We start from the raw sequence: 15,389 nt of genomic DNA, 5'->3' as shown, positions 1-15,389 counted from the left end.
CCATGGCAGCATCCCCTAAATGACGTTGCGCCCTGATTTTGTTACGGCCAAGCTGGCTCTTTGCGGAACTCCTGGCAAGTGCATGCCGAAACGGCCCCAAAACCGGTCCATCCGCCTGTCACAAAGTCGAAAAAAACGTTCCCGCAGCCCTTTCCAAAGGCAGCCCGCCTTGTTACATACGCCCCGCACCCGACGGGCTTTGCCCCGGGTCGCCTTCCAAGGAAGCCTTTGGGACGGACGAAGCAAGCCACGCGAACAGCGCCGGCCCTAACCGACCGTCCCCGGCCTTTGGCGAAGGCAAAGCAAGTGTTTAACGCGGGGTGGAGCAGCCCGGTAGCTCGTCAGGCTCATAACCTGAAGGTCATAGGTTCAAATCCTATCCCCGCAACCAAATTCGGATTGACCGGATCTGATATGAAAATGGCCCGCATGAAGCGGGCCATTTTTGTTTGGTAAATGTTTGTTTGCTAAATCCTGCGCCTCAAAACTCCCTAACCACCTTCCCATCCGCGCCCACCAGCGTCGACGGTGCCTCCCCAAACACCAGCCCCTCTGGCTGAAACTTGATCGTCTTCCCGCCCTCGACGAACTCCGCAAAATTGCGCGGCGTCGCCGAGTGCACGCCGTTCGCCAGGAAGTCATCGATTTCGTAACAGGTGTCGGGCTTGCCGCCGGAGCCTTCGCCCAAAAACTTCTGGAAGGTCTGGCTCGTGATCTTGGCCTTCTTGCGCGCCGACCAGTTGGTGTAGCGGCGGTAGAGCTTTGGCAGGATCACCGGGCCCTTGTCGGTCGCGAGCACGGCGGTCTCGCCGGCCCTGGGCTCGCGCAGGCCGAAGTCGAAGGGGCCAATCGTCTTGGCGAGATGTTTCCAGACCGGCAGCTTCTTTGCGCGCGCCGTCTTGGCGAGCGCGAGGAAGGCCTTGATCTCATCCTCGTTCATCGAGGAGTAGAACGTCGGATAGGCAAAGCCCTGCTCGACCAGCCAGTGATTGATGTCGATTGTCTCGCCACCAACCGTCACCTCGATGTCGCCGACCAGCCGCCCATAGGTGTCGAACACCTCGTTCGGCGCATCGACATGGGTGAACACGCGGCAGGGAAGGGTGACTTCGCCGGGACGGCTGAGGAAATCGTGCAGCACCTTGCTCGCGGTGGCGCCGAGGAATTGTCGGTAGGAATGCGTGACCTCGTGATAGGCCTGCCGCTTGGCCTGCGTCAGACCCTTCTTCTCGGCCGTCGAGAGTGGCGAGGGCTGGTAGTGCAGCTCCGGTGCGTCGATGCCCTGGAGGCGGACGGTGAGCTTGCCGTTCTTGATCGGTGCCGTTGCGGTCCGGCCCTTGACCTTGGCGCCCTCGAAGGCGTGGGTCGGCTGGAATGGCGACGAGTCGTTCTTGCGGAAGCGGATCGCGTCCGGCGCGATGGCCACCACGACCTTGGTGGTGTCGGCGTCCGACCGCCCCTCCGGCCAGAACTGGCCGACATCAATCGTACCTTCAACCTCCAACAGTCCAACGGGCATCGGCCGCTCCTGTCACGGCGCACGACGACTTCTGAGGAAGCGATTCGCGCGAACAGTGAGGCGTAACCGAGCATCTTCGTGCGACAGGCCCATGACGGCGGCTAGGACAGGCGCGACGCGTTGCGGCCGTGGCCTCAGCTCTCGGCTACACGATGCTGACAACGAGGTTGTCATGGGGTGCGCTCGAAGGGGTAGAGCGACGGACGGCACGCCTTGGCGGGTGGCATCAGTCGCAACAAGACGCCCGCGCGCCTGTCGCGGGCGGCAATGGGTTCTTGAACCAAGAAGAATGCTTCTGAAGATCACGATCGATGCGGACAGACCATCGTCAGATAGAGCAGCGTCGGCGCCTTGTCCTCGCCGTTCCTGTACTCCCACTCCAGCCGGATCTCGTGGCGGTGCGCATAGGCATCGCTCGCCTTGTGCGTGATGATGTTCGTCTTCATCGGGATCGGCGGTTCGGAATTGAAGCACTTCCGGACGCAGGCATCGAGCAGATCGCATCGCGTCAGAGGGATGACACCGGGCTCGTCCTTGGACAGCGGAGCCGTGTTCGGCTGGGTGCTGAGGTCGACGCGGGCCCGGCCCTTCTCCTTGTGCCAGTACTTGGCGCTTCCCTGCGGCCACTTGGATGGCGGGTTCAGGATCAGGTGATACTGGCCATATTCCAGCGTCGGCAGATCGATGTCGTCCGATTCCTTGAGCTTCGCGACGCTCTTTTTCATGTTCGCCAGGGGATAGTAATTTCTGTTCATCAAGTCTCGAAATGCCTTGCCGCTATATACCAGTCCGGCCATCGCCTCTTTCCCCGATATGTCTGTTGTCAAAACTTGGTGCTGGCGGCCGAAATACGCGTCACGCTGCCGCCGATCACACATTCGTTGTGTGCAGGCACGCTACCACCCACGACTGTACTTCGTCCAGAGAGCCGCGATCCGGTAACATCGCGTATCCCGCAAGCCCGATTGCCATGCATTCCTCTATGGGTAATGTACGCCAAACGCCTCGCAGGCGTTGGAGCGGGACTGCCGAGGCAGTTCGTTGAAGGCGCTGAAATGCATTGCTTCGCGTGTCAGTCGACGATTGATCCCGGCGATAGCTGGTGCTCCAAATGCGGAGCGGCGGTGCGCGAGCGCGTTGATCCCGACAGCGAGCGACGCTTTGTGACCATTCTGCGCGCTGACGTCGTCGATTCCACGGGACTTGTTGCGGAGCTCGAGCCGGAGGCGGCGGTGTCGCGTCTCGAACCGGCTCTTGCGGCGATGAGAGGCGCGGTGCGCCAGTTTGGCGGCATCGTCAGTAAAGAGTTGGGCGATGGGTTGGCCGCGGTATTCGGCGCTCCGATCGCCGACGACAACCATGCCCCGCTGGCCTGCCACGCAGCCATCGAACTTGTCCGGCGTGTCGGCAGCCTGGGAGATCCCGGGCTTCAGGTCCGGGTTGGCCTCCACTCAGGCCATGTGGTGGCCTACATGGTCGCCAGCGAATTTTCCAAAGTCTATGAGATCGGCGGAGCCGCCCAGCATCTGGCAGCCCGGCTGGAAGCAGCGGCCGAGGCGAACCAGATCTATGTCTCGCAAGCCTGCCAGGAGCTCGCGGACGGACATGTGCGCTTTGAATTCCTCGGCCGAAAAGCGCTCCGTGGTTTTGGCGAGCCCATGCCCGTGTACCGGATCATGGGCGCAAGCGATCTGTCGAGCTGGCGGGTCCGACGTGCGCGCAGCGTTTCCCGTTTCGTCGATCGCACGACGGAGCGGGCATTGCTATGGCGCGCGACGGAAAGGATTGCGGCCGGCCGGCAAACGGTTCTGCTGATGGGGGATGCCGGCATTGGTAAGTCGCGGCTCGCACATGAGTTCGCCCAGGACCTTCGAGCCAGCGGCTGGCGGCTGATCGATGCCGAGTGCAGCCCGAATCTCCAGGGCGCTCCGTACAGCGCCCTCAAGCGCCTGTTGCTCTCGGTCTTTGATGCAGCTGCGAGGGATCAGACCAGGACGGACGATCCCAGAGACGCGTTGCCGGTGGTGCAGCAGCGCGCCATCGACGCCGTCCTGGACTTGCCGATTTCCGATCCGCAATGGGACGAATTGGAGCCTCACGCCCGCGGCCGCGCGATTTCAGACGCGAGCTGCGCGATCGTCGCGAGCGTCGCCCGTCGCCAACGCACTGTCCTTCTGATCGAAGACCTGCATTGGATCGATCGGGCCAGCGACGCGATTGTGGCCACCCTCTCCGGGCTGCAAAGCCCCGATTTGCTTGTGCTGCTGACGACGCGGCCCAACGGAATGCCGGTGTGGATCGCAAATTGTCAGGCGGAGATCGTGGCGATGCGGCCTCTCGACGACGATTCGGGTCTGGCCATGCTCGCGGAGATGCTTGGCCCCGCTACCTCGAATACGGACCTGAAGAATCGGATCATCTCTCACACGGCCAACGTTCCGCTGTTCATCGAGGAGGTCTGCCGAAGTCTGAAGGACAGCGGCCTGCTTCTTGGCCAGTGGGGTGATCTTTCCGTTGCGCGTCCTGTGGACGAGCTCGGCATCCCCAGCAGCATTCAAGGTGTGATCGCGGCACGGCTCGATCGCGTGTCGCGGCAGGAAAGGTCACTTCTTCAGATCGCCGCGGCGCTCGGACGCCGGGCCAACCAAGCCATGTTGCGGAAAGTAGCGGCCCTGCCGGAAAAGGTTCTGCAGGATTGCCTCGCCGCACTCGACCGGGCCGAACTGCTGGTCAAGATCGACAGTGAGTTGGAGGACTCGCTCGAATTTCGGCACGAGATGGTCAGGCAGGTGACCTACGATTCCATGGTCGAGAAGGTGCGCGAAAGCATCCATGCCAGCATACTTGCCGCCCTCGAAGGCGACGAGGCATGGGCCGACGATCCGGATACGCTCTGCTATCACGCGACGCGAGCAAAGGACTGGCAGAAGGCGTTCGACCACGGCAGGAGCGCTGCTCGAAAATGTTTGGTTCGCTCGGCCTATGCCGGCGCGGTCGACTATTTCGAGATTGCGATGGGATCTCTCGACAAGACACCAGTGACGCACGCGCGCGAGGTGAACGCCATTGACATCCGAATGGAAGCACGTCTGGCCTTTGCCGGATCTGGGCGCGTCGCGGAAGCCCTGGATCTGGGAAGGGAGGCCGAACGGCGAGCCGATGCAATCAACGATATTGAGCGCAAGGTCGCGGCCATGACCATGAGGGCGGGCGCACAGAACTTCTATGGAGCGCCGGTCGAAGCTGTCGCGATCGGGGAAGACGTGGTGGATCTGGCGGAGAGCTCGGGCAATCCCGGCTGGCGCAATCTCGCCCAATATGGTCTTGGGCAGGCCTATTTTCTTTCCGGCCGCTACCATCAGGCCGAGAAGATGCTGGCCACGGCCCGCGTCCATCTCGCGGGTCCAACAGCGAGTGCTCCGATCGGCACGACCCCACGATCTTTGCTCCTCCTTTGCTGCATGATGAACAGCATCACCCACACCGTGATGGGCGAGCTCGATGCCGCCGAGCAGCTCCAGCGCGAGGCCGCTGCGATAGCGGGGGAGACCGGTCGGCCCTACGACCGCGTCGCGGCCGCCTATAGCGGCGGCTGGCTGAAGCTGGGGCAGAATGATCCGGCAGCCGCCGCTTCCATCCTCGAGGACGGCTTTGTCCTCGCGCAGAAGCACGGCATCCGGCTGTTCGTGCCGGTGCTCGCCTGCCATCTCGGCATGGCCTATCTGGACCAGGGCCTGTTCGACCGGGCGCGGGGCATGTTGACCGAGGCGCGCGAGGAGGCGAAGGCGGTCGGCTATACTTCGGCGGTGCTGCGCAGCTCGATCTACCTGGCGCTGGCGACCTGGCGCCTCGGCGACGCCGGGACTGCGCAGAACATGCTGCGCGAGGCGCGCAACACGGCGCGCCAGCAGGGGTTTTCGGGCCTCGAGGCCGAGGCCCTGCTTGGCGAAGCCGTGGTGACGCCGGCGTCCAGCGCCGAAGGCAAGGCGGCCATCCTCGCCGCGCTGCGCGCCAGCATCGCGATCGCCTCCGAGAGCGGCGCGCGGCCGCTCCAGCAGAAGGCCGAGGCGATACTGAACGACATGCTCGCGCGAGGCGACGAGCTGACCTGACCCCGGCGGGGTCCGCGACGGCACCGCTGCGGCCGACCTTAGCGTCACTGCGAACCAACTGAGGCCGACCGACGGGTTCTATGCTCGCGCGAGCCTCACTTCACCAGCGGACAGCCACCGTCCTTCAACGGCCGAAACGCCTGGTCGGCGGGCACCTCGGCGAGCAATTTGTAGTAGTCCCACGGCCCCTTCGATTCCTCCGGCTTCTTCACCTGGAACAGGTACATGCTGTGCACCATGCGGCCGTCCTCTCGCAGCACGCCGTTGTCGGTGAAGGCGTCGCGCACCGGCAGCTCGCGCATCTTGGCCATGACCGTCTTGGTGTCCTTCGTGCCCGCGGCCTGCACGGCCTTGAGGTAATGCAGCGTGGCGCTGTAGGTCGCGGCCTGGTTCATCGTCGGCATGCGCTTGACGCGCTCCAGGAAGCGCTTGCCGAAGGCGCGGGTCCTCTCGTTGAGATCCCAGTAATAGGCCTCGGTGACGATCAGCCCCTGCGCGAGTTTGAGGCCAAGGCTGTGCACGTCGGAGATGAACATCACGATCGCAGCCAGGTTCTGGCCGCCAGCGACGATGCCGAACTCGCCGGCCTGCTTGATCGCGTTGATGGTGTCGCCGCCGCCATTGGCGAGGCCGATGATCTTGGCCTTGGAGCCCTGGGCCTGGAGCAGGAATGACGAAAAGTCCGCGGTGTTGAGCGGATGCTTGACGCTGCCGAGCACCTTGCCGCCAGCCGCCCTCACCACGTCGCCGGTGTCGCGCTCGATGGAATGGCCGAACACGTAGTCCGCGGTAAGAAAGAACCAGCTGTCGCCGCCGTTCTTGACGATGGCGCTGCCGACGGTATGGGCGTTGGAATAGGTGTCGTAAGTCCAGTGCGCGGTGTAAGGCGAGCAGGATTTCCCGGTGATATCGGAGCTGGCCGCATCGGTTACGATCATGATCTTTTCGTACTGCTTCGACAGCTCCATCACCGCGAGCGCAGTGGCCGAAGTCGGCAGGTCGATAATCATGTCGACGCCCTCGGTCTCCCACCATTTGCGGGCGATGCTGGAGGCAACGTCGGGCTTGTTGAGCACGTCGGCCGAGACCAGGTCGATCGACTTGCCGAACATCTGTCCGCCAAAATCCTCGATCGCCATTTTGGTGGCCTCGACGTTCCCCATGCCGCCGATGTCGGAATAGACGGAGGAGAAGTCGGAGAGCACGCCGATCTTGAGCGGTGCCTGCTGGGCAGAAGACGAGCTGGTCGCGAGCACGGCGAGTCCGGCCGCGAAAGCGGCACGCATAATCCGGCACATGGCATTTCCTCTGATATTTATAATTGGTGCACCAGCCCAGATTGCCTCTCTGAAGTGCCAATTCTTGCGTAACGGCGCCGCGCTCGTCGGCTGAATTGACGCGGGCGATTGCGCCAACTACGGTTTGCGCAAACATGGGAAGCGTGCGCATGCACTGTTCGGGCCGGCCTCTGCGCCATCTCAAATTAGGGGACGGAAATGACCAGCGATACCGCAGCCACCATCGCGAAAGCCCGCGAGCATTCCATCGGCGATCTCCTTACGCCGGTCGGCAGGCCGCGAGCCGAACAAGCTCGCGGTGAGCTGCGGCAATGTGAGCTGGAGCTTTGCCGAGATGGACACGATCTGCAACCGGCTCGGCCGCGGCCTGCTCGGTCTCGGCGTCAAAAAAGGCGACCGTCTCGCCGTGCTCTCGCGCAATTCGCACGCCTTCGCGGCGCTGCGCTTTGCCGTGGCACGGATCGGCGCCGTGCTGGTGCCGGTTAACTTCATGCTCAATCCGGACGAGATCAACTTCATCCTGAAGAGTTCTGGGGCAAGGCTGCTCGCAACCGGTCCTGATTTCGTCGAGCAAGCGAGCGCGGCCAGCGCCAAGGATTGCGCCGTCGAGAAGATGATCTGCTTGCCGGGCGAGGATCCGGCCACGGCACCTTCGGGCCTCACCACCTTCGATGATCTCTTGCATGCCGACGGCTCGTTCCTGGACGCGTCGGTCGACAGCCGCGATCTCGCGCAGATCGTCTACACCAGCGGCACGGAATCGCTGCCCAAGGGCGCGATGCTGACCCATGAAGCCGTGATGTGGCAGTATGTCAGCTGCATCATCGACGGCGGCATGAGCGTGGACGACAAGTTCCTGCATGCATTGCCGCTCTATCATTGCGCCCAGCTCGACGTGTTTCTGGGGCCGCAAATCTATCTCGGCGCTTCCGGCGTGATCACGGGCAAGCCGACCGCCGACAACATCCTGGCGCACATCCAGGCGCACAAGATCACCTCGTTCTTCGCGCCGCCGACGATCTGGATCGCGATGCTGCGCTCGCCGAATTTCGACAAGACCGACCTGTCGAGCTTGCAGAAGGGCTATTACGGCGCCTCGATCATGCCGGTGGAGGTGCTGCTCGAACTGCAGCGCCGCCTGCCCAACGTCAGATTCTGGAATTTCTACGGCCAGACCGAGATTGCGCCACTCGCGACCGTGCTGCGACCGGAGGATCAGCTGCGCAAGGCCGGCTCGGCCGGCAAGCCGGTGCTCAACGTCGAGACGCGGGTGGTCAACACTGCGATGGAGGACGTCAAGGTGGGTGAGGTCGGGGAGATCGTGCACCGCTCGCCGCATCTGCTCTCCGGCTATTACAACGATCCGGTGAAGACCGCGGCGGCGTTTTCAGGCGGCTGGTTTCACTCGGGCGATCTCGCTACCGTCGACGACGAGGGCCACATCACCGTGGTCGATCGCGTCAAGGACATGATCAAGACCGGCGGCGAGAACGTCGCAAGCCGCGAGGTCGAGGAAATGGTCTACCGCATCCCCGCTGTCTCCGAGGTCGCCGTCGTCGGCCTGCCCGATCCGCGCTGGATCGAGGCGGTGACCGCGATCATCGTGGTCAAGAACGGCGAAACGCTGGACGAAGAGTCCGTCATCAAGCATTGCGCCGGCCAGATGGCGCATTTCAAGGTCCCCAAGCGCGTCATCTTCGTGGATAGCTTGCCGAAGAATCCGAGCGGCAAGCTGCTCAAGCGGGAGCTGCGCCAGCGTTTCGTCGGCGGCGACACGCTCGACAAGGCGATCCAGAAGAATTTTGCAACATGAACGCGCTTTTCGCCTCTCCATGTGCGGGGAGAGCTGGAAATTTGAGAGAGAGAATCCCGGGTGAGGGGGCCCCGCGACTCCGCAGTCAGCCTTGGAACAACAGCGTTTCCACATCGTCATTGCGGAGATGCGCCCTCAATACTTCTTCACCGTCGCGGCGAACGCCAGCCACAGCGCCATCGAGGCTAGCCCAAAGCCGCCGAGCAGGAGGAACGTCGGGCCGTAGCCGATCCATTGCGCGATCCAGCCACCGAGCGCGGGACTGAAGCTCGCGCCGACGCCCTGCACCGTGATTACCGCGCCTTGGCCTAGATTGATGCGACCGGTTCCGTTAAGGGACCGCGCGACCATGCCGGGGACGGCAACGGTCTGGAGTCCGGTGCCGATGCCGTCGAGCACCTGCATTGGCACGACGCCCCACCATCCCGTGACGAAGAAAGCAAGCACGCCGCGGATGGGCAGGAACATGAAGGAGATGAGGATCACCGGCCAGTAATTGCGCTTGCTCGCGGCCTTCATCGCGATCAGCGAGGTCACGATCATCACGCCCTGCGCAATCACGACAGTGGTCGCGACGAAGCTCGGGCCATTGGCCTGCCCGTCGGCCACTGCCGCAAGTCCATAGAGTGGCACGATCGCGGCATTGCCGAGATGGAAAAGGGCGAGCGCGAGTGCCAGCACGAGCAGCGGCTTGTGCTTGAGCAGCATCGTCATCGCATCCGGCGGAGCTTTGGAGTCGTCCTCCTTGCTGCCGCGCGCGGCGCGATCATCGATCGCCTTGGCGGGAATCATCAGCACGCAGGCGATCGCGATGGCGCCGAATATGGCCGCCAGCACGAACACGGCGATATAGCCGAACTTGTAGCCGAGATAGCCCGACAGCGCGGCGCCGACCATGTTGCCGGCGTGGTTGAATGCCTGGTTGCGGCCGTTGAGCGCGTTGAAGCCCTTCTGCTTGGCGATGCCGAGCGTGATGCCTGTCACCGCCGGCACGATCGCGGCGCTCGCCAGCGATTGGGCGACCTGGGAAAAGGTGACGGCCCAGAAATTTTGCGAGATCAGGATGATTGCAGATGCCAGCACCACGCAGATGCCGGGGATGACGACCCACATGCGCTTGTTGCGGCTGGAATCGATTAGGCCGCCGATCGGGGTGGTGATCAACATGCCCGCGACGTTGCCGATCGTCAGTGCTGTGCCGATCAATCCACTCGCCCAGCCGCGCTCCTGGAGGAAGACGCCGACGAACGGCCCGATGCCCGACTGCATGTCGGCCATGAAGAAGTTGAGCGCGAACAGGGGCCAGATACGAGACGGTGAAGGGCGCGATGTCATCGAGACGCTGAACGCAATGCTGCCGATCGAATAGGATCTCGCATGAGGCGGAGAGTTCGGGCCCATGGGCGCCCGGGCGGACCAGAACCTAACCTGCGCTCGTCGCGTTGGTTCCGATCGCCCTTGCGATCGCATGACCGCGACGTCATGTCATACTTGCGACTGTCTCGATCAGGATCTCGGCCATGCCACTCTGGACCTGCGAAACCTGCGGCGCGCAATTTCCGGACAGCGGACATCCGCCCGCATCCTGCCCGATCTGCGAGGACGAACGGCAGTTTGTGGGCTGGAAAGGGCAAAGTTTCCTGACTCGCGAGGCGCTGGCAGAACGCCACCGCGTCGTCTGGCGCGACGATCACGGCCTGACCGGCCTCTCGCTCGAGCCGAGCTTCGCCATCGGCCAGCGCGCGCTGCTGGTCCCGCTCAGCGGCGGCTGCATGATGTGGGACTGCATACCGCTGGCAACACCAGAGGCGATTGCGCATGTGCGTTCGCTCGGCGAACTGAAGGCGATCGCGATCTCGCATCCGCATTATTATGGCGCGCTCGCCGACTGGAGCGAGGCGTTCGGCGGCGTGCCGATCTATCTACACTCAGATGATCGCCAATGGGTGACGCGGCCGCATGCATCGATCGTGCACTGGACCGGCGATTACCACCGCATCTCCGACGACGTGCTGCTGCTGCGCACCGGCGGTCATTTCGCCGGTGCCACCGTGCTGCACTGGCGGCACGGTGCGGACGGCAGGGGCGCGCTGCTCACCGGCGATATCGCGCAGGTGACGATGGATCGCCGGTTCGTCAGCTTCATGTATTCCTACCCCAACTACATGCCGCTCAACGCCGCCGCGGTGCGGCGGATCGCATCTGCCGTTGAGCCGCTCGCCTTCGACCGCATCTATGGCGCCTGGTGGGGCCGCAACGTCGCCGCAGGCGCCAAGGCCGCTTTTGCTACCTCGGTCGCACGCTATCTGGCGGCCATCGCCTGAGCCACATGCCGTTTTGGGAGCGCTTGCCGCGCCAGAATAACTGTACTATAAGTACAATTATTGGGCGCGGGCGATGGCGCGCTGGCGGATTCGGCATGATCGGTGCATTGCAAAACGCCGCGCGCCTTGCGATGCGTGAGCGGGAGTTTGGCCCATGACGGCAGAGAGCGACTACGGGATATTCGAGGCCGGCGACGTCACGCTCCAGTCCGGCACCGTCTTTCCCGGGCTGAAGCTCGCCTACAAGACTTATGGAACGCTGAGCCCGGCCAGGGACAACGTCATCCTCTATCCGACCTCTTTCAGCGCGCAGCACGTCGACACCGAATGGCTGATCGGGCCCGACGGCGTGCTCGATCCGACGCGCTACTTCATCATCATACCGAACCTGTTCGGCAACGGCCTGTCCTCATCGCCGTCGAATACCGCCGCGCCGTTCCCGAAGGTCACCTATCACGACGCGATCTCGGTCCAGCACCGGCTGCTCACCGAATGTTTCGGCATCTCGAAGCTCACGCTGGTCTATGGCTGGTCGATGGGCGGTATGCAGGCCTATCATTGGGCGGCGCTACACCCTGATATGGTGGAGCGCGCAGCGATCGTCTGCGGCAGCGCGCGCTGCGCGCCCTATAATCATGTCTTTCTCGAAAGCGTGAAGGCCGCCCTGACCGCCGATCCCGCCTTCCGCGATGGCCGCTTCGTCGAGAAGCCCGTCGCCGGCTACCGCGCGATGGGACGTGTCTATGCCGGCTGGGCGATGTCGCACGGCTTCTATCGCGACGAGATTTGGCGCGACACCGGTTTCACCTCGCTCGAAGATTATCTCGTGCGTGGCTGGGATGCCGCCTTTGCGCGACGCGACGCCAACGATCTCCTGGCGCAGATCGAGATCTGGCAGAATGGCGACGTCAGCCGCTGCGCCGCATTCGGTGGCGATTTCGGCCGCGCGCTCGGCGCGATCAAGGCCCATATGTTGCTGATGCCGGGTGCGACCGATCGCTATTTCGACGTCCGCGACAACGAAGATGAGCTCGGCCGGTTGACCAGCGCGAAATCTGCGGTGTTGCATCCGATCCCGTCGCTGCACGGCCATCGCGCCGGCAACCCCGTCAACAATCCGCGCGATCAGGCTTTCATCAAGGCCGAGATCGCAGCGCTTCTCAGCAGGTAGGCAGGCATCCTGACATGGCTGACACAATTGTTTCAGAACCCGGCCATCGCTTGAAGCCGCTGACATCGGCGATGCTGCGCCAATTGTCGGTCCGCTCCGACCTCAGGGGCGCGGCGCAGAGCCTCGGCCATTATGGCGCGATCGTGCTGGTGGGCATGCTGATCTGGATGGTCGCCTCGCGCCATGGCGTGCTTTGGGCGCTGCCGTTGATGGCTGTGCAGGGCTATGTCGTTGCCTTCCTGTTCATGGCGGTGCACGAGACAGCGCACAAGACCGCTTTCAAAAGCCGCGGCCTCAATCTCGCAATTGGCTATCTCTCGGCTTTCATCATTGGATTGCCTTACGAATATTATTGCCTGTTCCACTGGGATCACCACCGCTACACCCAGGATCCGGACAAGGACCCCGAGCTGATTGTCGGCGTGAAGCCGAAATCCGACACCCAGCTCGCGATCGCCTATAGCGGCCTGCTTCAGGTCGCCGGCCGGCTATGGCTGATGCTCGGCCATGCCATCACCGGCAAGGTCGTCGTGCCGTGGATCCCCGAGAGCAAGCGCTCCATCATCATGGCCGAGGCGCGCGCCTATGTCGCGCTCTACGCGATGTTGTTTGCGCTGTCGCTGTGGCTCTCGTCGGCCATGCTGCTCTGGGTCTGGATCGTCCCACTCGTAATCGGGCAGTTCTTCCTGCGGCCCTATCTCTACGCCGAGCATACTGGCTGCGACCGCACCCGCAGCGCCTTCCAGAATACCCGCACGACCTATACCGGCGCGATCGTCAAATGGTTCGCGTGGAACATGCCCTATCATGTCGAGCATCACGCCTATCCCTCGATCCCCTTTCATGCGCTGCCGAAGCTGAACGAGATCGTCGATGGCGAGATTGTCCATCGCGGCCGCGGCTACATCAGAACGACGCGCGAGACCTGGGCCTGGTTTCGCCGGCAGCGGCAGGTTGGCTAGCTAGCTCAACGCAAAGGCCCCGATCGCGGAGCGATCGGGGCTCTGTCGACGATGCGAGGTATCAGTAGATCCCGTAGGCGCAGACATTCACGACGCGCACGCGCAGGCCGTGACGGGTCTGGACGAGGCGCTCTTGGTAGCAGTTGCTGACGCCGGTGTTGACGTAGACGCCGCCAAAGCCCCAGCCGGGACCCCAATGGTGATGACCCCAGTGGTGATGGAAGGCGCCGGCCGAGGCGGCGGTGGGAGCGAGCGCGGCAACGCCGAGCGAGCCGGCAGCGATCAGACCAAGTGCAAGCTTACGAAACATCTTCATTCTCCATTTGGCGCAGTGCCATTGTTGTGTCCCTGCATCTCGGTCGGACCGAGACGCGATTGCGTTCATGGCGTTGGCTCAGAATCGTGTTTCAGGATTGTTTCGTGGGCCGCGGCAAATGTGCCGCCGTCAGGCTTTCCGCGCCAGGCGATAGCGTGCGGCCATCGCCTGCGTCAGCTCCATCATCTTGTCGCGGAGATCGGCGGGCTCCAGCACTTCGGCCTCGGGGCCCAACCGCAGCAGTTCGGCCGCGGCATGCCATGACGTCTTGCCGATCGGGACCTTGGCGATGCGCCAGCCGTCTGCGTCGGCGGTCTCTTCAAGCTGCGTGCGTGCCTTGACGTAAGGCTGGCTCAACGCGTCCAGCAGCTTGACGCCGAATGGCGACAGCCGGACAATCGCCACATTGGGGTGCATCTCGGCCTCGAGACGAAGTGTCGCGGCCTGCCAGTAGGAAGCGAGATCGAACCCGGCGGGACGATCGAAGCGATCGTCGAGCGCCGTGCAGTCGAGCACCCGCGCGATGCGATAGGTGCGCACATTGCCGTCGACTTGCCCTGCGAGATACCAGCTGCCGCCCTTCAGCACGAGGCCGAGCGGAGCGACGCGGCGTTGCTTCTCTGCGCGCCAGCTTTGGTAGCGGATCTTGATCAGCGTCCCCCGCAACGCTGCGCCAGCGATGGCGCGCAGATGCTTTGGGTCTTCGGCCTCGCCGAACCAGCCCGGCGCGTCCAGGTGAAATCGCTCCTGCATCCGCCCGGCGTCGTCGCGCAGATTCGCGGGCAGCGCCGCCATCAACTTGTTCTGCGCGGCGATCATCGCGGCGTCGAACCCCAGCGCCGCGGCCGGGCCCGGCAATCCCGCCAGGAACAGCGCGCCTGCCTCGCTTTGCGACAGTCCGTTCAGCCGCACGCGATAGCCGTCAAGCAGGCGATAGCCGCCCTCCGCGCCGCGGTCGGCGTAGACAGGCACGCCGGACGCGGCGAGCGCATCGATGTCGCGATAGATCGTGCGCACCGACACCTCGCAGGCTTCCGCGAGCTCGGGCGCGGTGACCTGCCCCTTGGCCTGGAGGGTGGTGAGGATCGACAACATCCGGCTCGCGCGCATGATCTCCTTAGATCATACCTGACACAAGATGTCAGGTATGATCCGCTACAAGCTGCGCTATAGCCAAAAGGCCAGATGGGAGACCCGCCATGACCGATGCGAACCGCATCACGCTGTACTATTCGCCCCAGAGCCGCGCCACCGGCACGCGGGTGTTGCTGGAGGAGTTGGGCGCGCCCTATGATCTCCATGTCCTCAACATGAAAGCCGGCGAGCAGCGCAAGCCCGCCTATCTCGCCATCAACCCGCTCGGCAAGGTGCCCGCGGTCCGCCACGGCGAGGCGCTTGTGACCGAGCAGGTCGCGATCACCATCTATCTCGCCGATCTCTTCCCGCAGGCGGGGCTGACGCCCGCGTTGAACGATCCGCTGCGCGGGCCTTACCTGCGCTGGATTGCCTATTACGGCTCATCCTTCGAGCCGGCCCTCATCGACAAGTTCATGCAGCGCGAGCCGGCGCCGATCACGCAATCGCCCTATGCCGATTACGACACCATGCTGGGCGCGCTCGAGGCGCAGCTGGCGAAGGGGCCGTATCTGCTCGGCGAGCGCATGACGGCGGCGGACGTGCTGTGGGGCGTCGCGTTAAGCTGGACCATGATGTTCGGTATCGTGCCGAAGAAGGACGTTTTCGTCCGCTATGCCGAGCGCATGACATCGCGGCCTGCGTTCCAGCGCATCAATGCGGCGGATGAGGAGATGGCCGCGCAGCATGCGGCGGCCGCTGGAGGATGATAGGGTCGCGCGCCCGAGGCGCGCTGGTCG

At 63.5% G+C, this 15,389-nt stretch carries 11 protein-coding genes, 1 tRNA gene and 1 pseudogene; 7 read left to right on the top strand and 6 right to left on the bottom strand.

The window, feature by feature from the left end; genetic code table 11:
• The first annotated feature begins 314 nt into the window (after positions 1-314).
• Positions 315-391: transfer RNA gene (locus IVA92_RS04395), tRNA-Met, on the top strand.
• A 90-nt stretch (positions 392-481) separates the two neighbouring features.
• On the opposite strand, the gene IVA92_RS04390 is transcribed toward IVA92_RS04395, so the two are convergent.
• On the bottom strand, positions 482-1,519 hold the full coding sequence (locus IVA92_RS04390) for a thermonuclease family protein (protein ID WP_247277918.1): 1,038 nt from the start codon (positions 1,517-1,519) through the stop codon (positions 482-484).
• Positions 1,520-1,821: 302 nt separating this feature from the next.
• Complete coding sequence (locus tag IVA92_RS04385; RefSeq protein WP_247277917.1) at positions 1,822-2,316, bottom strand: hypothetical protein; 495 nt, start codon at positions 2,314-2,316, stop codon at positions 1,822-1,824.
• Between the two features lie 258 nt (positions 2,317-2,574).
• On the opposite strand from IVA92_RS04385, the gene IVA92_RS04380 reads away from it, so the two are divergent.
• Positions 2,575-5,631, top strand: a complete 3,057-nt coding sequence (locus IVA92_RS04380) for an AAA family ATPase (RefSeq protein WP_247277939.1) — start codon at positions 2,575-2,577, stop codon at positions 5,629-5,631.
• Positions 5,632-5,726: 95 nt separating this feature from the next.
• On the opposite strand, the gene IVA92_RS04375 is transcribed toward IVA92_RS04380, so the two are convergent.
• On the bottom strand, positions 5,727-6,929 hold the full coding sequence (locus IVA92_RS04375; RefSeq protein ID WP_247277916.1) for an ABC transporter substrate-binding protein: 1,203 nt from the start codon (positions 6,927-6,929) through the stop codon (positions 5,727-5,729).
• 198 nt (positions 6,930-7,127) lie between these two features.
• Between IVA92_RS04375 and IVA92_RS04370 the strand changes: the two are divergent.
• Positions 7,128-8,742 (top strand): annotated as a pseudogene (locus tag IVA92_RS04370) (acyl-CoA synthetase).
• Between the two features lie 135 nt (positions 8,743-8,877).
• On the opposite strand, the gene IVA92_RS04365 reads toward IVA92_RS04370, so the two are convergent.
• The gene (locus IVA92_RS04365) at positions 8,878-10,077 is read right to left on the bottom strand and encodes an MFS transporter (RefSeq protein ID WP_247277915.1); all 1,200 of its coding nucleotides are present in this window, start codon (positions 10,075-10,077) and stop codon (positions 8,878-8,880) included.
• A gap of 185 nt (positions 10,078-10,262) precedes the next feature.
• Here IVA92_RS04365 and IVA92_RS04360 point away from each other — a divergent pair, with 185 nt between their 5' ends.
• From IVA92_RS04360 to IVA92_RS04350, 3 genes are all read left to right on the top strand, one after another.
• The gene (locus tag IVA92_RS04360; protein ID WP_247277914.1) at positions 10,263-11,066 is read left to right on the top strand and encodes an MBL fold metallo-hydrolase; all 804 of its coding nucleotides are present in this window, start codon (positions 10,263-10,265) and stop codon (positions 11,064-11,066) included.
• A 154-nt stretch (positions 11,067-11,220) separates the two neighbouring features.
• Positions 11,221-12,237: an alpha/beta fold hydrolase gene (locus IVA92_RS04355; protein ID WP_247277913.1), complete on the top strand. Its 1,017-nt coding sequence runs from the start codon at positions 11,221-11,223 to the stop codon at positions 12,235-12,237.
• Between the two features lie 14 nt (positions 12,238-12,251).
• Positions 12,252-13,199 (top strand): fatty acid desaturase, encoded by a 948-nt coding sequence (locus IVA92_RS04350; RefSeq protein WP_247277912.1) that lies wholly within the window; start codon positions 12,252-12,254, stop codon positions 13,197-13,199.
• 61 nt (positions 13,200-13,260) lie between these two features.
• Here the strand turns inward: IVA92_RS04350 and IVA92_RS04345 are convergent, their stop codons facing one another.
• Entirely contained in the window at positions 13,261-13,509 is a 249-nt protein-coding gene (locus tag IVA92_RS04345) for a hypothetical protein (protein WP_247277911.1), read from the bottom strand.
• 135 nt (positions 13,510-13,644) lie between these two features.
• A complete protein-coding gene (locus IVA92_RS04340) occupies positions 13,645-14,625 on the bottom strand; it encodes a YafY family protein (protein ID WP_247277910.1) in 981 nt (326 codons plus the stop codon).
• Positions 14,626-14,714: 89 nt separating this feature from the next.
• Between IVA92_RS04340 and IVA92_RS04335 the strand changes: the two genes are divergently transcribed.
• Complete coding sequence (locus IVA92_RS04335; protein ID WP_247277909.1) at positions 14,715-15,359, top strand: glutathione S-transferase family protein; 645 nt, start codon at positions 14,715-14,717, stop codon at positions 15,357-15,359.
• Positions 15,360-15,389 lie beyond the last annotated feature (30 nt).

This window comes from Bradyrhizobium sp. 154, assembly GCF_023073875.1.
Lineage (GTDB): Bacteria > Pseudomonadota > Alphaproteobacteria > Rhizobiales > Xanthobacteraceae > Bradyrhizobium.
The sequence above is the reverse complement of the archived record's forward strand: the minus strand, read 5'-3'. Positions and strand labels throughout refer to the sequence as shown.